Origin of the sequence: Novacetimonas cocois, from assembly GCF_003311635.1 — a bacterium.
In the GTDB taxonomy this organism is placed as follows: domain Bacteria; phylum Pseudomonadota; class Alphaproteobacteria; order Acetobacterales; family Acetobacteraceae; genus Novacetimonas; species Novacetimonas cocois.
In genome coordinates this window covers 124,300-140,261 of sequence record NZ_QEXL01000010.1, presented here as the reverse complement: position 1 = coordinate 140,261, position 15,962 = coordinate 124,300, and the positions used below count along the sequence as shown (strand labels likewise).

Genomic DNA, 15,962 nt, shown 5'->3' with positions numbered 1-15,962 from the left:
GCGACGCACGCTCATTCCCGTGGCGGCCCCAGCGCGAAGCCCATGCGGTCGAAGTCGATGGCGTATGAACCGAACGCCCCCAGCACGTCCTGACCGATATTGCCAAGCCTGTCCTCGTCCTCTCCCTTGGGCGCGTCCGTCGCAATGGCGAGTTCCGGCAGCGTCAGCGACCGCGCGCCAATCGTGATGGCCACCTGCCTCCATATGGCGGTGTGCCGCACGACGGCCCCGCCCCCCGCGCCCATCAGCGTGTCCACCCCTGTCGGGAATGTCGCGACGAACGGGTGCAGCATGGCGAACCGGCTGGTCAGGCCGCTGCGACCCGCCCCGGTGTCGAGGTGCAGCGCCGTGGCAAATCCACCCACCCGCGCCAGCACATAAAGGTCATTGCCGCTGACGCGCAGGTTGTCCGTATCCAGCGCCGGTCCCGCCGCACGCCCCGCCGCAAAGCCGCCCGCATTATCGAACCGCACGCGGCCAAGCGCGCGGAACACGGGAAAGCCGATGATCGCGCCGATCTGATACCCCCCCGCGACCGGAAAGCTGAGCTGACCGTCATCCATCACCAGGAACACGACATGCGCCAGCGTGACGCCCGCGATGTCCAGCCGGTCGGCAATCGCCACGCGGGTCGCGACCTGACGCGCGGTCACGCTGGCGACGCTGCCGGCCCCGCCCAGGATCCGCAGTCCCAGCCGCCCGGCGGTGGAGGCCGCGACGACCGGCAGGTTGGCGCCGGTATCCAGCACCGCATCCTGCGCCACGCCATTGATGCGCACCATCGCGCGCACCAGCCCCACCCTGTCGCGGGACGTGGGAACCGTGCCGGGCGTCCCGCCGATGACGGCCTGTCGCGGTTGCGCCCGCAGCAGCCGCGCGATGGTCAGGGTCTGCGCCATGCTGGCCTCCTCCCCCGCATGCCATCCCGCGCGGGGCAGGCGCTGCCATGCCTCGATCGCGGTGGCGGCGGCGGCGTAATCACCTGCGGCAAAGGCAGCCTCGCCACGGGTTGCCCATGCGATCGCCTGACGCCGCGGGTCCGTGTCATGCGCGGCGAAATAGGCATCAAGCGCACGCTCCACCCCCGCCCGGTCCAGCCGCAACGCCGCAAGCCGCGCGCGCAGCAGCGCGGCCTGTGCCCCGTGCGCCCGCACCAATGCCCCGGTCAGCGGCGCCGGATCGCCCGCCGCCGCGCCGTCGATCACGGCGGCCACGTCGGTGACGGCGCGCGGATGCGGCGGCCGGGCGGACGCGCACCCCGCAAGCAGCGCCAGCGCCGCCAGACCGCCAATCAGGCGCATGGGCGGGGCGGACCGGGTTGCACATTTCGACCGCATGCCATAATCTCCGAATCGCAATAATAACTTTTCGTAAAACAGAAAGAATGTTTGCGCAATGACGAACCCCGTGGCCCTTGGCCGCTTTGCCCGCCGGCTTCGGCTGGCTGTGATGGCGGCCGGTTTCGCGCTGGTGCTGACGACGCTGGCCGGCGTGCTGTTTCCGGGTGTCGCTGCCATCAGGGTGGAGGCAGGCGGCCTGCCGCGCCCGTGGGCCTGCGCCATTTCGGTCGTGGAGGTCGCGCTGGCGGTGGCAGGCCTTGCCGCGCTGGCGCGGATGCTGCGCGCGGTCGGGGACGGGCATGTCTTTGCCCCTGCCACCACCGGCTGTTTCCGGCGGTTCGCGTTGCTGAACCTGCTGTGCGCGGGCGCGAATATCGCGCTGCCCCCTCTGGCGCAGTTCGCCATCGCCCTGCGGGCGCGGGGCGGGCATATCGACCTGGGCATCAGTGACGGGGGGCTGCTGGCGCTTCTGGTCGGTGTGCTCCTGTTCCTCGTGGCCCGGCTGTTTGACGAGGCCGCCCGCCTCGAAGAAGACAGCCGTTCGATCGTCTGAACCGCCATGGCGATCATTGTCCGCCTTGATGTCATGCTGGCGCTGCGCAAGGTCCGTTCAAAGGACCTTGCCGCGCATGTCGGCATTACCGAAAGCAACCTCTCCCTGCTCAAGTCGGGGAAGGTGCGCGGCATCCGGTTCGAGACGCTGAATGCGATCTGCGCCTACCTGTGCTGCCAGCCCGGCGACATACTGGCCTTTGAACCCGACCCGCCGGAAGATGGGTGAAAACAATAGAAGTTTTTGGTGAAGCTTTTTGCAAAAAGCTTCGTAAGACGCCGCCTTATCCAGACAAAGGCCGGGCCGATTGCGCAGCACCCCCATTTCGTTTACGTTAAGTAACGAGTGCAGGCGCCGGGTCCTGCGCCTGATCCGGCTGCGGGGGAAAGGCATGCTGAAACAGCAAAGAACATCACTTCTCCTTGCCGCGCTGAAGCAGCAGTGGAAATCATTTCTTGTGATCGCCCTGCTGATATCCCTGACCACGCTGACAAATATTGTTGAGCACGTCATGAAGGTCGATAAAAACAGCACGGCATCGGCGATCCCGTATGCATGTATCTGCATCATCGCGATTGGCTGGATGTGGCATGGCCGGGCATGGAAATCAAAAACGGGCGGGCCGTCGGTGAAATAATGGAAGTTTTTGGGTGTCGCCTTTTTTAAAAAGGTGACGTCTTTCGAAGCTTTTTGCAAAAAGCTTCACCAGAAACCTTTATTATTTTCCTGTCGGCGGGTCATTTCCGGACGGTCCCTTGTGATTTCGGGACGTGGCCGCGCATGGCCCCTCGCCAACATGGGGAATGTGGGCTAACTGTCTGGAATGACAGGTGTACGAAAAGGGAACATCGCACGGATCGCCAGGTTGGTGGCCGCCCTGTGCCTGACGGGCGCGCACGGGGCCAGCGCGCAGGCGGCGGCGGAAACGGCCGTGGGCGAAGCGGGCGCGCCCTATCACATCGTCGCCCATGCGCCGGGATGTTCCACCGCCGCCGCCGCGCGGCATCTGGCCCACGGGGCGATGGCGGCGGGATGCCACCGCATGGACGCCACGGCGGAACGCTGGACGCTGCTGTCGCGGGAGGGTGATGTCATCGCCCTGCGTGGGGAAACGCCACGCGCGGGGGCCGGACGCCATGAACGCATCATGTATTTCCGCGCCCGCGATGTCGCCCCTGCCGCCCCCGGCATCGTGGAATGGGCGCGCCGGCGCTGGCATGATGGCAGTACGGCGATACGCGGCCTGCTGTTCCCCGCGTCACCTGCGCCCGTAATGGACGCGACGGCGCGCGCCGCGGGCGGGGGGCCGCGCCACGGGCTGTCGCGCTGGCTGTCGTACTGGCTGTCGTACTGGCGCGGGGTGCTGGCGGCGGGGCTGGCGATGATGGTGGGGTGGCCGGTCCTGCGGGGGATGGTCCGGTGGCGGCGCGGGCGTCGGGCGCGGGCCATATGCGCCGCCCTGATCGCGCGGCATGCCGATACGCTGCGCCTGCGACGGCGGCAGCTGCTGGCGCGCAACAGCTATGGCGTGGCAAAGCCGGAGAAATGGCATCGCGAACGTGACGAATTCGCCGCCACCATCCTGCGGCCCGCCCTGCGCGCGGCGGGGCTGATGGCGCAGTGGCCGCGACTCGGCCCCTGGGTGGCGGCGCGCACTGAACAGGCCGCCGACGGCCCGGTTCCGCGCCCCGATATCGTGGGGCCGGGGATGGACCCGCTGGATTATGAACAGCACTGCGCGGCGGAACTGCGCCATGACGGATGGCGGGCCGACACCACCATCGGCAGCGGCGATCAGGGGGCGGACATCATCGCCACGCGGCGCGGCCTGCGCATGGTGGTGCAGTGCAAGCTGTACAGCCGCACGGTCGGGAACGAAGCGGTGCAGCAGGTCAGCGCGGCGCGTGCCCATTACGGCGCGGCGGTGGCCGTGGTGGTATCGAACGCGCCCTATACCCGCGCGGCGCAGCAGCTGGCGCGCACCAACGGGGTATGGCTGCTGCATCATGATGAGCTGCGGGGCCTGTCGCGGCGGCTGAAGGATGGCGGGACGCGGGCCACATCGGCCTGATGGCCGTATCCGTCACGTCCCGGCCGTCATGTCCCGGTCATCACGTCCCCGTCGCCATGCGGCAGACCGAAGGACGGACGGACATACAACCCGCCAGCGGCAATGTGCCGCCATGCGCCGCGCCAATATGTCAAAGTATGTTTCCGCCCCCCGGAACGCGCGTTATAACACGCACCCCGGGTCCATGTGCCCCCCGCATGCCAGTTTCCCATCGGAACCGGCGGCGCGGGACAGGGCACAGGCGACGGATCGCCCGGTTTTCCGGGCGTCAGTCCTGTTTGCGTGTGGTATCCTTCGGCAGCGGCTTTTCACGCGGCGCGCGACGGATGTTGATAAGAAGGTGGGCAATCATGCGTGCTGAGTTGCTCATGGCTCATGTCTCCTATCTCCTCTATACATATAAAATGCGTGGACAGGAAAAGTTTCATGCGCATCGGGACAAAAAACTTCATCCCCGCTTTGGCGGCCCGCGCATGGCCTGCCGGGCGGCAATCCTGTAAAGCCGACGCGGCACGGGGGCATCGCGCGCCCGCCGGCCACGACGCAAGGATGCCGCAATGCCTTATCTGTACCTGGCCATCGCCATCGGGGCGGAGGTCACGGCCACGTTTTTCCTGACACTGTCGGACGGATTCACCCGCCGGCTGCCATCATGCGTGACGGTGGTGGGATACCTGACCGCGTTTTACGCCCTGTCGCAGGCGCTGCGCGCGATTCCCACCGGCGTTGCCTATGCCATCTGGTCCGGGGTGGGCACGGTCGCGATTTCCGTGGTGTCGTGGATCTGGCTGGGGCAGAAGCTGGACATGGCCGCAATCGTGGGCATGGCGCTGATCATCGCAGGCGTCGCGGTCATGAACCTGTGTTCAGGCATGTCCGGCCACGGCTAGGCCCGGGTCCCTGCATGGCATGCAGAAGATGACGCCTGCCGCAAGGCGGATGGCCGGGAGGCAGGGTGGGCGCAGCGCCCGATCGCCCCAGGGCCGGTCCAGGGCCGGTTCAGTACAGGATCAGGCCGATCGCGCCACCGAACAGGATCATGCCCCAGAGCAGCATGATCACCAGCCTGTGGATCACGGCCCGCTGCGCAAGAAGCGTCATGAGGGGATCGGTGCCCGCGCCGTCGGGGCGTCCCCGGCGCCGGGAATGGCGGTCCCGTTCCTCCACCCCGACGGCGTCCATCCAGCGCGCGCGAAGGGCGAGGAGGTCCTCCCTGCGATAGAGCCTCACGTTCCGCACCTTCAGGGACGGCGCACCGCAGCCCAGCAGGCCGAGCGTGCGCATCATCCGGGGTTCGATCCCAAGGACCCTGCAGGCTTCGGCGCGATCAAGCAGCATCCTTTCGGAAGCCCGCAGCACGACGAGTTTCGAGGTCTCCTGTTCCTCATGCTTCATGACGCGTCCTTCCCTGTCGAGCTTCCCTGTCGCTCTTCGCCCGGAGTGATGAATAAGATGGATGTCCGTTTGCGATGGCACCGTGGCGTGCGGGGGCAATGTCGCGCCGGCATGACCGGCGCGCCCCCATCTCCGGGCATCGGGCGGTTGTCGGCAATACGGCCAAAGGGGTAGGATCGCCCGTCAGGGGGCGCTGGTGGCCCCGGTGCTGAAAAGGGGCAGTAGCGGCCGATGGCTATTTCCGACATGATCGCCGACAGCACTGTGGCCGCCGTGATCAGCAATCCGCGATTGCCGGACAATCCGATCATCGACTGCAACGCGGCGTTCGAGGCATTGACCGGCTATCCCCGGGAGGAGGTCATCGGTCGCAACTGCCGTTTCCTGACCGGCCAGGGCACGGAACCGCAGCTGGTGGAAGCCCTGCGCGCGGGCATCCGCGAACAGCGCCCGGTCATGGTCGAGATCCTCAATTACAGGAAGGACGGCCACCCTTTCCGCAATGCCGTGATGGTGGCGCCGGTATTCGATGGCGAGGGGAAACTCCAGTATTTCCTCGGCTCCCAGATGCGGATTCCCGACGGGCCCGGCGAAAGCCGCGCGGTGGCCGCGCGGGCCAGGGTCGAACGGCTGTCGCCGCGTCAGCGCGCGGTGCTGCTGGCGATGGCGCAGGGGCAGCTGAACAAGCAGATCGCCCATGCGCTGGGACTGTCCGAGCGTACGGTCAAAATGCATCGTGCCGCCATGTTTCGCGCCCTGGGCGTGCAGACGACCGCCGACGCCGTGCGCCTTGCGATCGAAGCGGGATTCTGACGGACGCCTGCCCCTGCTGGCTTCACGCCGGGGCACGCCGGCAATGCTGTCCCCCGCCGGTCAGGTCGAACGTGACCGGTAACACCGTGGCGCCGAAGCCGCCCGCCCCTTTATCGCAGCCATCGTTGCAGGACCGGCCGCACCGGCAAAAACCCGCGATAGGCCACCTCAAGCCCCCACAGGACCGGTGGCAGCCGGGCAAGTTCGCCAAGCGGCCGCAGCGCCGGAATGGCGCGCCACATGGCCGCGAAAGCGGCGGCGCCGTCGTAAATCACGGTGCCTTTCCGCGCATGGAAACGATCGAGCAGCAATTGCCGGTCGAGGGGGCAGGCCTGCGCCGGGTCGGTGAGATCGACGAAGTGGATACGCTTCGCACGGTCCCACCGGCGCATCAGCGCGATTTCGCGCAGGCACAGCGGGCAGCCACCATCGTACCATACGGTCAAGGTATCGTCGGATCTGTCATTCATGACCACATCCTGTGATACCCCGCGCCCTGTGACGACCTGACATTTGGGGAAGGTGACGGGCGACCATGCCCGAAGTGACGTGTTTCCCCTGTTGCGCCCGTACGGGATGATGCGGGACAGGATGATGCGGGCACGAAAACACGATGGAGGCGGCGCGGTGGTTGTTCTGGTGATGGGCGGGTCGCGGGGGATCGGGCTTGAGGCTGTCAGGGCGGCGCTTGGCCAGGGGCACAGGGTCAGGGCCTTTGCCCGCCATGCCTCGGGCATCGAACTGACGCATGACCGGCTTGAGAAATGCCCCGGCGATGCCCTGGCGCCAAAGGACGTGGAACGGGCGCTCGTCGGGGTCGATGCGGTGATACAGGTGCTGGGGATATCCAACCGCGACCTCTTCGGGCCGGTCGATCTGTTTTCCCGGGCCACGGCGGTCCTGTTGCCCCTGATGATCCGCCACGGCGTTCGCCGACTGGCGGCGGTAACCGGCTTTGGCGCGGGTGACAGTGCCGCCGCCGTGGGGCCGTTCCAGCGCCTGCCCTTTCGCATGCTGTTCGGCCGTGCCTATGACGACAAGACCCGTCAGGAAGAACTCATCATCGCGAGCGGTCTGGACTGGACCATCTGGCGGCCGGGCGTACTGATGAATGGCAAGGCCAGCGGCAGGGCCAGAATCCTGGTCGCGCCGTCACAGTGGCGAAACGGCATTGTTTCGCGGGCCGATGTTGCGGCCAGTATGGTATCGCATCTTGAAGATGCCGCGCTGCTGCACCAGAAGCCGGTCATCATACGGTTCTGACAAGGCAGGAAGACACCCCCTGAATCGCGGGAGACCACTGCCGACAGCCATGCCGTCGCGGTCGGGTCAGCCCATTTATCCCACCCCATTTATCCAAGGGGGCAAAACCTGTTTCAGATCCCGTAAGGAGACTGGAAACAAGGGATCCTCATTGGCTGGCGGGCGCGCGGATATCCTCCGCCCGCAGACCCTTTCCCCGAAAAGCCGGCAGGACGTGCGCTGATGACCGCCGCGTCCTGAGCGGGGCCATCCCTGTCAATCGGAACGGTCCGCGCCGGGCGTCGATGCCCCCGTCCGGTACTGCCGGGTGAATTGCGGTAATGCATTTTACCAGACGCCGACATGACCAGCCGGAAAAGGATGGAGGTTCATAAATGCAGATTGGCAGGCACGGGTTCATCCGTGTTTTTCCGTGCCATATTTTAAATAAACAGATGAGGCGCAATCATCCTTACCATACCCCCCATAAACGACTTTAATGAAGTTTTTCATGACAGGGCTATAGATAAATTCATTCCGGGTAAATTCAGGATTTCCCAGCGCAAAAATATTCGTAATCATTTTGCGAGATAAACATTTTCCACTTTTCCTTCCCCTTATGGAAACGAAAACTTCGCTAACATAGGGAGGATTATGGACCTTTAATTCCATTCCACTTAAAATATACCCGTCTGTAGTGTTGATTGTCCTGCTGACACGAGCTATGCCGCCACCTTCATCCCTGTTTTCGTAAAACATGTAAGTACTGTTGGGGGTATGGAATGACAGATGTTCATCAAACTGTCGCGAAAAATCCTCCACCCTTCGTGGCAGGAAAGATCCAGTATCCTCAATAAATTGAGTAACATCCATTTCATTGAACTGAACATCGGAATGTCCGGGCGCAGCTTCAGCAAGGCCCATAAATGCGGATTCGGCAAAAATCAAAAACAACAGTATAAAGGGTTTCATTACGTCACCTTATAGGTCGTTTTAAAATAACCATCTGATAAAAGCATGAAAAGTTTCCGGGCATCGCCTTCTTTCAAAAAGGTGACGTCTTTCGAAACCTTTGAAAAATATTCACCGGAAACCTTCATGACCCGCACGAAAAGAATACGCGGCAAAGGGGACCCATGGAATTTTCCCGAAAACCGGAGGCCGCAAACAGGATGTAGGCGGCGAAAGGGATCAGCGCCCCGAACCGTTCTCCGCCAGCATATCGCATCCTGCGGCGTCTGGGGCTGCATCTGCCACCGCCGCAGTTCAGGGGGAGCGCTGATTTCCTGACCGGGGCCGCGTTCCCTTCGCCGTGGGAATGGCCATTGCGATGGCAGCCTGGGCGGCATCGTGTCCGGCGCCATAATGGCGATCTGTTACAGGCGCGCGCGCATCAGATATTCGCTTCCCCAATGGGATGAATTCCCGTCATCGTAATCCGCCCGCCCTCCAGACCGGACCATCATCAAGCGGCCCGTACTTCCGGGGCAAATCGACGGCCGGCGCGGACCGTTCCGATTGACAGGGATGATCCTGCTCAGGACGCGGTGGTCATCAACCTGCGGACTGCCACGACCTTTCGGGGAAAGGGCCTGCGGACGGGACATCCACGCATCCGTCAGCCAGTGTGGGCCTCTCATTTCCAGTTCCTTCGCGGAAGCCTGAAACAGATTTTTCCCCCGGATCAACGGGGCCTGCCCCTACGCCACGCAATGCAGGCCGGACCAGCACGGCCCGGACAGGGGACCATGCGCGGGTGCCCCGGCCCACGGACGCATGCGACCAGGGCCGGGAACAGGATCGGGACAAGGGGCCGCCGTGCCCCCCTTGCGGGGAGGACACGACAGGCAGGGTAAAGGTCGTCGGTCGCGCGGGATCAGCGGTGTCCACCGCCGCCGTGGCCGCCACCGCCGCCACCGTGGCCACCACCACCCCCGCCATGACCGCCGCCGCCACCGTGGCCACCACCGCCGAATCCGCCGCCACCCGGTCCACCGCCGGGCCTGCCGCCCGGACCACCACCGGGGCCGCCACCATGACCGCCACCGTGGCCACCCCCGCCAAAGCCGCCGGGTCCACCCGGACCACCCGGACCGCCGCGATGATCGCGACCGTCACGACCGCCCGGTCCACCGCGCCTGTCGTGTCCGCCGCCATAGACATAATAGGGGTAACCCCCGTAATAATCGCCGTTGTAATAGCTGCCGCCATAGGCGCCATAGCCGCTGTAATTATCGTATCCGCCGTAATAACCGTCCCCGTATCCATAAGGACCACCCGGTCCGGCACAGGCGCACAGCGTGCCAGCAACTGCCAGCAACTGCCAGCAACTGCCAGAACTGGCACAAGTTTAATGGGATTCATGTCAATATCTTTCTGCTGTCCGTCCCGTATCACTGTAATCATCCGACAGAATGGGGATCGGAACAAGGCACGGACGTGACCATCGCATGGCATTCCCGGGCGGGAAGGCCCGTTCGGTCCCAACGCGCGCCACAACCGCGCGTCGCATGCAATGGCCGCATCCCGCGCGGGTTTTCCGGGCCTGCCGACGCGGGTCTGTCGCGCCTGACGTCCCGCCGCCTGCCCCGCCGCATCGATTATACCGGGCGATTGCATCCGCCCCCCTGCCTGCGACCGGCCATCCCGGCATGCCGCATTGCCGGGACGGGCCACGACATGCCGGGATACAGGGATGCGTGGACCGTGCCATGCGGGACGTGCGCAATGCAGGTCGTGATTGCGATATTTACTGCCCTGACCACGGGTTTCGCGAACATCGCGCCATGCGATCCGCCCTTCACGCTTCGCGGCGGCAGGCGCGCGGGCGCTTCCCAGGGCGGCGGGGGTGTGCCACCCTTTCGCCTGACGGAATGGCGGGGCCGCCGTCCCGCGCCGTACAGGAAAAGGTTGCTGCAATGAAACTCTTCTACACACCGGGGGCGTGTTCGCTTGCCTCGCACATCATCCTGAACGAAACGGGCCTGCCCCATCATCTGGAGCGGGTGGACCTGAAGACCAAGAAAACCGCGAACGGCCACGATTACCTGAAAATCAACCCGCGCGGCGCCGTCCCCGCGCTGGAGATTTCGCCGGGCCAGGTCCTGACGCAGAACGTGGCGGTCCTGACCTATATCGGGCGGAAATCCGACGTCGCGGCCTTTCGCCCCGCGCCGGATTCGGTGGAATTCTTCCGCCTGCTGGAGGCACTGGGCTTTTGCGAGGACGTGCACGGCGCGATCGGCCCGCTTTTCGCGCCTGACGTGCCCGACGTGGTGCGCGAACGCCAGCTTGCCCTTGTCACGCGCCGCATGACGCAGGTGGAGGCGATGCTGAACGCGCGCGACCACATGCTGCCGGTGGGCTTTACGCAGGCGGACGCGCTGATGGCCGTGATCCTGCACTGGACAACGCCGCTGAAGGTGGACATTTCCGCCTATCCCCGCGCCTGCGCCCTGCGCGACCGGGTCTTTGCCCGCCCGGCGGCGCAGAAGGCGCTGAAGGAAGAAGGGCTGGCCTGACCCCACGCCCCGGACAGAGGGAAATGCCCGGATGCCGCCTTTTTTGGAAAAGGCGGCATTCTTTTCCCACCCCCTCCGCCAAGGGGCCGCCTGCAACGGCCGTCCCGACAACACCCTGAAGTCATGAAAGTTTTTGGTGAAGCTTTTTTCAAAAAGCTTTGAAAAACGCCACATTCCTGAAATAAACCCGACACCCGGCAGCTTCTGCCATTCCCTGGCGGCAGGTCGTTTCAGACAGTCTTAAAAACTTTACCTGATCATGACACGATGTCGCGGACAGTCTTGTTGAAACCGACCGGCACGGGGAGCGGGAAGATCGGACAGGGGAAATCCGGACGGGGGAAATACAGGCCGAAGCATCCGTGGCTTTTCGCGGTGGCGGCGGTGCCGGTGCTGGCGTGTGTCGTGCGATATGCGACCGTCCCCGCGCGTCCGCACGGCGCGGCGGCGCGGGAGGTCTGGATGCAGGATGCCTATGTCTGGCAGCGCCAGTGGACGCCCGCCGTCGCGCGCGCCATCGACGACAGTGCGGCGGGGGTGCATGCGTGGCACGTCCTTGCCGCGGAACTGGACCGGACGGGACAGTGGCGCGACAGCAGGGTGGAGGCCGGGCCGCTGCCGCTGTCGGGGCGGCCGGTGATCGCGGTGTTCCGCATGGACGGGCAGCTTGCGGATGCGGACGTGCTGGCGCGCCATGTCGCGACGCGCGTGGACGCATGGGCGCGGCAGGGATGGCAGGTGGCGGGCGTGGAAATCGACCATGACTGCGCCACGTCGCGCCTGTCGGATTATGGCCGGTTCCTCGACCGGTTGCGCCAGGCGATGGGGGGACGCCACGCGCTGTGGATCACCGCGCTGCCGACATGGATGGACGCCCCGGTGCTGCCGGACGTGCTGTCCCGCGCGGACGAGGTCGTGCTGCAGGTCCATGCGGTACAGGACCCGCGCCTTGGCCTGTTCAATGCCGCGCGGGCGATGCGGTGGATGGCGCAGTTCGCGCGCCTGTCCCCCCGGCCGTGGCATGTCGCGCTGCCTGCCTATGGGTCGCGCGTGATCTGGGGGGCGGATGGCGGCATCAGCGCGGTCGAAAGCGAGACGCCGGCCATGATGGGCGACGCACCCGGCCATGACGAACTGGTGGCCGACCCCGCCGATGTCGCCCGCTTCATGACGGCGGCGGAGGACGCGCCGCCGCGCGGGTTCGCGGGATGGGTCTGGTTCCGCCTGCCCACGGGCGACGACCGGCGCGCGTGGAGCCCCGGCACATGGCGCGCCGTCATGGCGCATCGCCCGCTGACATACGCGATGCGCACGCGGGCGCTGCGGGACGCGCCGGGACTGTATGACATCGTGGTGGAAAACACGGGCGACATCGACGCCGCCCCGCCGGGGATGATCCGCGTGGACGGGGCCTGCCGGGGGGCGGGGGGACGCGGCGGCTACGGGCTGGAATATGATGCCCGTGGCCCGTGGCTGCGCCGGCGGGAACGGATGCTGCTTGCGCCGGGTGTTCCGCTTCTGGCGGGATGGGTGCGCTGCGATGGACAGGGGCCGGATGTCCATGCGGCCCCATGACGTACCTCCCCCGGATGGGCGCGCCCCTGATGGACGTGCTCCTGATGGACGCTCCCCTGACGGGCATGTGCCCCGACCTTCCTTCTTCCCCCTCCTGCTGAAAGGCGATCCGTTGGCAAGGATACCTCATGCCGCCGTGGCAAAAGCCATTCCGTTCGTTGCCCTGCCGGCGCTGGTCGCGGCGGGGATGGCGGCGGTCCATGCCTGTGGACCGGCATTTCCGACGCAGCTGCTCGACGACCGGGCGCATACGCTCAAGACCCTGCCGGCCGGGTCGTTCGGTTACGAGGCATCGCGCCTGCTGCCCCCCGAAAATCCCCGCCGCGATACGCCCCCTCCCCCGGCGGATGCCCCTGCCCTCACGCCCGACCATGCGCCGGGCGACGCGCCCCCGCCGGATGACGGGCTGGGGAACACGCCCGCCGGCCGGCTTTATGCCCGGGGGGCGGCGGCCTACCGCGCCGCCCATGCCGCGACCGCCAGCACGGCGGCCCCCGGTGCGGCAACCCCGGATACGGCAGAGCCCCGCACAACGGACCTGGGCACGGCGGAACATGCCGCAGGCGACGCCGGGGCGCAGGCGTTTGCCGCGATTCTGGACCTGCCTGCGGCACAGGCGGCCCCCCGCGCGGTAAAGGCGGCCTTCATGCTGGGGAAAATCCATGCGCAGCGGGGGCTTTCCCTGCCGCCCGACGGGTGGCCGCGCGAACGTGACGCGGCCATCGCGATGTTTACGCGCACGCGCGCCCTTGCCGCGCAGGGCGATCCCGACCCGGACGGGCTGGCCCTCGCATCGTGGGGGGAGCAGGCGCGGCTGTTCACCCGGCCCTTTGCATGGACGGATTTTGCCAGGGACGACCTTCCCACCGCCGCGATCGCGCCCGCCGACCTGTTGCAGGCCATCCACCTGTATGCACGGCAGGCGGCCGAGGAGTCCGTGACGGAGGCAGGCTCCACCGGGGTTGATTCCCTGCGCCTGATCGCGCGGTGGGCGCTGCGTGATTCCAGCCGCGTCGCGATGCTGGTTGACGACCCGCTGGCCCGGCGGCTGATGGTCGCCTATGCGCTGGCGCTGGCGGACGAGGACGACGGCGGCGGGGGGGAGGACGGCGCTGATGGCGCGGATAATGGCGGGGCGGCCACGGCGCGGCCCGCCCCGGTGCGGATGCTGGCCGATGCCATCCGCGCGCGCGGGCTGGTCCATGTGCCCGACGCCGACCGGCTGTCCGCGCTGGCCTATACCGCCGGGGATTACGACACCGCCCTGACGCTGGCGCGGCAGGAGGAGACGCCGCTTTCGGACTGGGTGCGGGCGAAACTTGCCATCCGCGACGGCGACATGGCGGGGGCGGCCGGTTTCTATGCCGCCGCGACCCGTGGCTTTCCCACGCTGGCCGCAACGCCGGAGGCCACGCTGGAGCCGAAGAACGTGGACACCCTGAAGGGGGAACAGGGCGTCCTGGCCCTGTCGCGCGGGGAGTATGTGCAGGCGTTCGCGTTCCTGTACGACGCGGCACGCGATGCCGGTCCCTATGGCGACAGCGGGGTGAGCGGCGACGCGGCCTATGTCGCGGAACGGGTCCTGACGATTGCGGAGCTGAAGGATTACGTGGACGCCCACATCCCCGCGCCCGTCCCGCCCGACGGTCACGACGGCAGCGGGGATGACATGCCGGACCATCCCCGCACGATGCCCGACGCCATCCGCGCGCTGCTGGCGCGGCGGCTGGTGCGCGTGGGCGACGTGGATGGCGCGATCGCCTATTTCCCGGCGGACAACGACCCGCGTTACGCCACCGCGATTATGGACGGCAACGGGCGGTGGACGGGGAAGTACGAACCCTCCATCCGGTCATGGGCGCGGGCGTACGGGGCGGCCCTGCGCCGGGTCGGGACGGCATGGACCGACACCGGACGTGCCGCCGCATGGTTTGACGTGGCGAACATCGCGCGCGCCCACGGCATGGACATCATGGGCACCGAACAGGACCCCGATTACGCCGCCACGGACGGGAATTTCGACTGGGGTGTCGGGCGGTACCTCTATCGTTTCAGGAATGATGACACAGACCTTACCCCCCTGCCGCAGACGGCGGGGCAACGCGCCGCGCAGGCACTGTCGGGGCCGTTCATACAGGACGGCGAACGCAGGCGGTACCTGCACAGCGAGGTCGTCCCCTACCAGCGGTTCCATTACCGCAATACCGCCGTCACGCAGGCACAGCGCGCCGCCGACCTGCTGCCGCCGCGTTCGCAGGCATTCGCCGCCGCCCTGTGCACGGCGGCGGGATGGGAAAGCGGGGATGAGGCCGACCTTTACGCGCGGTATGTCCGGCAGGGGGCCTATGTCCCCTTTGCCCGGCATTTCGGGAAGGACTGCCCCGCCCCCGATTTCCGCGCCGCCGCGTATTTCCCCTATCGCCAGGCATGGCGCAAGGCCCGCCACGACATCCGCCATGACTGGCTGCCCTTCGCGGGCGGGGCGTGCATCGTGGCCCTTGGCGCGGCCTTCGCATGGCGGAAGTGGAGGTGGTAGGGGAGTCAGGTGGGGCTGTCGTGTTGTCGCGAGGGGGATCTGGCGGGGGCTGTTGTGGAGACGGCCTGCGACTTCTTTTCGGAAATACAATGAAAAAATGTATTCATTCTGCCCTGTTTTTCCTTCTGTCTATCTGGTTTGGCATCCCCTTGGCCCGGGCCGAAAAAACAGGGCCATATATCCTTATGCCCGGTCATGCCGCTGATTTTGAGAAGGTCGGTCACACAGGACTGCCGCATGTTCCCTCTTATCTCAATCCACAGTTCTTCGTTATCAAACAGGACAATATGCCAATAGGGTATATTTATTCAGTCGACCCGGATCCGGGAGATGAGGCACATAGGTCAGGCTATCTGAGTGATTGCCAGATAACCTGGCTGGACGCCAAAAGCGGAAAAGTAAAAACCATAAAAACTCTTATCCGCCAGAACTATAATGCAGCGGCCGACTGTAACAGTTTATCTGAAATTGGTATTGTTTATCAAAATAAAACCCTCATAAAGATCGGTTTTATTTATGATGTCTCTTTATTCGCTGCAACGGCCGAAAACCCTTCGGCGGAAGATAAAGAACCGATGGTGATGACGCTTGATCCCCAGACCGGCACATGGGCATTTGACAAAGAAGATGCGGATAAGGTTTTCATGCTACGCGATATAACACTTGCCGGATTGAGGAAAATTCTTGCGCATTGAATGAAATGACCGGGTATGCCGACAACAGGTTCAATCGAATGTAGCGGTATGCCGGTTAATGCTGTTATCTTTTGGGAAAGCGGACAGGCAGTTGTCGCCTCATGCAAGACGTCCCCGAACCTCCTCTGACTTTCCGAAAGCAGACATCGCCCACCTCTGGGCGCCATCCGGAAATGGATGGGGTTATAAAAGGCTGCACGAAACCCGGCATCTGGTATCCG

General features: G+C 65.4%; 16 protein-coding genes. 11 read left to right on the top strand and 5 right to left on the bottom strand.

Annotated features, from left to right (window positions below; translation table 11 throughout):
• Window positions 1-11: 11 nt before the first annotated feature.
• Window positions 12-1,337 (bottom strand): retropepsin-like aspartic protease family protein, encoded by a 1,326-nt coding sequence (locus tag NJLHNGOC_RS09105; protein ID WP_133258719.1) that lies wholly within the window; start codon window positions 1,335-1,337, stop codon window positions 12-14.
• Between the two features lie 58 nt (window positions 1,338-1,395).
• Between NJLHNGOC_RS09105 and NJLHNGOC_RS09100 the strand changes: the two genes are divergently transcribed.
• The 5 genes from NJLHNGOC_RS09100 (at window position 1,396) to NJLHNGOC_RS09080 (ending at window position 4,854) form a co-directional block, all read left to right on the top strand.
• Complete coding sequence (locus NJLHNGOC_RS09100; RefSeq protein ID WP_113596095.1) at window positions 1,396-1,893, top strand: DUF2975 domain-containing protein; 498 nt, start codon at window positions 1,396-1,398, stop codon at window positions 1,891-1,893.
• 6 nt (window positions 1,894-1,899) lie between these two features.
• The gene (locus NJLHNGOC_RS09095) at window positions 1,900-2,121 is read left to right on the top strand and encodes a helix-turn-helix domain-containing protein (protein WP_113596094.1); all 222 of its coding nucleotides are present in this window, start codon (window positions 1,900-1,902) and stop codon (window positions 2,119-2,121) included.
• A gap of 163 nt (window positions 2,122-2,284) precedes the next feature.
• Window positions 2,285-2,530, top strand: coding sequence for a hypothetical protein (locus NJLHNGOC_RS09090; protein WP_113596093.1), 246 nt, complete (start codon window positions 2,285-2,287; stop codon window positions 2,528-2,530).
• A gap of 231 nt (window positions 2,531-2,761) precedes the next feature.
• Window positions 2,762-3,964: a restriction endonuclease gene (locus tag NJLHNGOC_RS09085; protein WP_165837906.1), complete on the top strand. Its 1,203-nt coding sequence runs from the start codon at window positions 2,762-2,764 to the stop codon at window positions 3,962-3,964.
• A 557-nt stretch (window positions 3,965-4,521) separates the two neighbouring features.
• Window positions 4,522-4,854, top strand: coding sequence for a DMT family transporter (locus tag NJLHNGOC_RS09080; RefSeq protein ID WP_110530143.1), 333 nt, complete (start codon window positions 4,522-4,524; stop codon window positions 4,852-4,854).
• A gap of 109 nt (window positions 4,855-4,963) precedes the next feature.
• Here NJLHNGOC_RS09080 and NJLHNGOC_RS09075 read toward each other — a convergent pair whose 3' ends face one another.
• Window positions 4,964-5,359, bottom strand: coding sequence for a hypothetical protein (locus tag NJLHNGOC_RS09075; protein ID WP_113596091.1), 396 nt, complete (start codon window positions 5,357-5,359; stop codon window positions 4,964-4,966).
• A gap of 231 nt (window positions 5,360-5,590) precedes the next feature.
• On the opposite strand from NJLHNGOC_RS09075, the gene NJLHNGOC_RS09070 reads away from it, so the two are divergent.
• Window positions 5,591-6,172, top strand: coding sequence for a PAS domain-containing protein (locus NJLHNGOC_RS09070; protein WP_165837905.1), 582 nt, complete (start codon window positions 5,591-5,593; stop codon window positions 6,170-6,172).
• A 110-nt stretch (window positions 6,173-6,282) separates the two neighbouring features.
• On the opposite strand, the gene NJLHNGOC_RS09065 is transcribed toward NJLHNGOC_RS09070, so the two are convergent.
• On the bottom strand, window positions 6,283-6,642 hold the full coding sequence (locus tag NJLHNGOC_RS09065) for a thiol-disulfide oxidoreductase DCC family protein (protein WP_113596089.1): 360 nt from the start codon (window positions 6,640-6,642) through the stop codon (window positions 6,283-6,285).
• A 121-nt stretch (window positions 6,643-6,763) separates the two neighbouring features.
• Here NJLHNGOC_RS09065 and NJLHNGOC_RS09060 point away from each other — a divergent pair, with 121 nt between their 5' ends.
• Window positions 6,764-7,435 carry an NAD(P)-dependent oxidoreductase gene (locus tag NJLHNGOC_RS09060; RefSeq protein WP_206059748.1) on the top strand — a complete coding sequence of 224 codons (672 nt, stop codon included), beginning with the start codon at window positions 6,764-6,766 and terminating at the stop codon, window positions 7,433-7,435.
• Window positions 7,436-7,831: 396 nt separating this feature from the next.
• Here NJLHNGOC_RS09060 and NJLHNGOC_RS15680 read toward each other — a convergent pair whose 3' ends face one another.
• Entirely contained in the window at window positions 7,832-8,386 is a 555-nt protein-coding gene (locus tag NJLHNGOC_RS15680; protein ID WP_133258718.1) for a hypothetical protein, read from the bottom strand.
• Between the two features lie 582 nt (window positions 8,387-8,968).
• Window positions 8,969-9,577 carry a hypothetical protein gene (locus tag NJLHNGOC_RS16685; RefSeq protein WP_206059747.1) on the bottom strand — a complete coding sequence of 203 codons (609 nt, stop codon included), beginning with the start codon at window positions 9,575-9,577 and terminating at the stop codon, window positions 8,969-8,971.
• Window positions 9,578-10,332: 755 nt separating this feature from the next.
• On the opposite strand from NJLHNGOC_RS16685, the gene NJLHNGOC_RS09045 reads away from it, so the two are divergent.
• From NJLHNGOC_RS09045 to NJLHNGOC_RS09030, 4 genes are all read left to right on the top strand, one after another.
• Window positions 10,333-10,935 (top strand): glutathione S-transferase N-terminal domain-containing protein, encoded by a 603-nt coding sequence (locus tag NJLHNGOC_RS09045; RefSeq protein WP_113596087.1) that lies wholly within the window; start codon window positions 10,333-10,335, stop codon window positions 10,933-10,935.
• Between the two features lie 285 nt (window positions 10,936-11,220).
• Window positions 11,221-12,510, top strand: coding sequence for a DUF3142 domain-containing protein (locus NJLHNGOC_RS09040; protein ID WP_165837904.1), 1,290 nt, complete (start codon window positions 11,221-11,223; stop codon window positions 12,508-12,510).
• 136 nt (window positions 12,511-12,646) lie between these two features.
• Window positions 12,647-15,046 carry a hypothetical protein gene (locus tag NJLHNGOC_RS09035; protein ID WP_113596085.1) on the top strand — a complete coding sequence of 800 codons (2,400 nt, stop codon included), beginning with the start codon at window positions 12,647-12,649 and terminating at the stop codon, window positions 15,044-15,046.
• Window positions 15,025-15,741, top strand: coding sequence for a hypothetical protein (locus tag NJLHNGOC_RS09030; protein WP_133258717.1), 717 nt, complete (start codon window positions 15,025-15,027; stop codon window positions 15,739-15,741). The genes NJLHNGOC_RS09035 and NJLHNGOC_RS09030 overlap by 22 nt, the downstream gene beginning before the upstream one ends.
• Window positions 15,742-15,962: the final 221 nt, after the last annotated feature.

Bases quoted from the DNA above. Each gene is read 5' to 3' on its own strand.
- NJLHNGOC_RS16685 (WP_206059747.1), bottom strand. From the start codon at position 9,577: ATGTCTATGGCGGCGGACACGACAGGCGCGGTGGACCGGGCGGTCGTG.
- NJLHNGOC_RS09090 (WP_113596093.1), top strand. From the start codon at position 2,285: ATGCTGAAACAGCAAAGAACATCACTTCTCCTTGCCGCGCTGAAGCAG.
- NJLHNGOC_RS15680 (WP_133258718.1), bottom strand. From the start codon at position 8,386: ATGAAACCCTTTATACTGTTGTTTTTGATTTTTGCCGAATCCGCATTT.
- NJLHNGOC_RS09080 (WP_110530143.1), top strand. From the start codon at position 4,522: ATGCCTTATCTGTACCTGGCCATCGCCATCGGGGCGGAGGTCACGGCC.
- NJLHNGOC_RS09045 (WP_113596087.1), top strand. From the start codon at position 10,333: ATGAAACTCTTCTACACACCGGGGGCGTGTTCGCTTGCCTCGCACATC.
- NJLHNGOC_RS09070 (WP_165837905.1), top strand. From the start codon at position 5,591: ATGGCTATTTCCGACATGATCGCCGACAGCACTGTGGCCGCCGTGATC.
- NJLHNGOC_RS09095 (WP_113596094.1), top strand. From the start codon at position 1,900: ATGGCGATCATTGTCCGCCTTGATGTCATGCTGGCGCTGCGCAAGGTC.
- NJLHNGOC_RS09060 (WP_206059748.1), top strand. From the start codon at position 6,764: ATGATGCGGGCACGAAAACACGATGGAGGCGGCGCGGTGGTTGTTCTG.
- NJLHNGOC_RS09100 (WP_113596095.1), top strand. From the start codon at position 1,396: ATGACGAACCCCGTGGCCCTTGGCCGCTTTGCCCGCCGGCTTCGGCTG.
- NJLHNGOC_RS09105 (WP_133258719.1), bottom strand. From the start codon at position 1,337: ATGCGGTCGAAATGTGCAACCCGGTCCGCCCCGCCCATGCGCCTGATT.
- NJLHNGOC_RS09030 (WP_133258717.1), top strand. From the start codon at position 15,025: ATGGCGGAAGTGGAGGTGGTAGGGGAGTCAGGTGGGGCTGTCGTGTTG.
- NJLHNGOC_RS09065 (WP_113596089.1), bottom strand. From the start codon at position 6,642: ATGAATGACAGATCCGACGATACCTTGACCGTATGGTACGATGGTGGC.
- NJLHNGOC_RS09075 (WP_113596091.1), bottom strand. From the start codon at position 5,359: ATGAAGCATGAGGAACAGGAGACCTCGAAACTCGTCGTGCTGCGGGCT.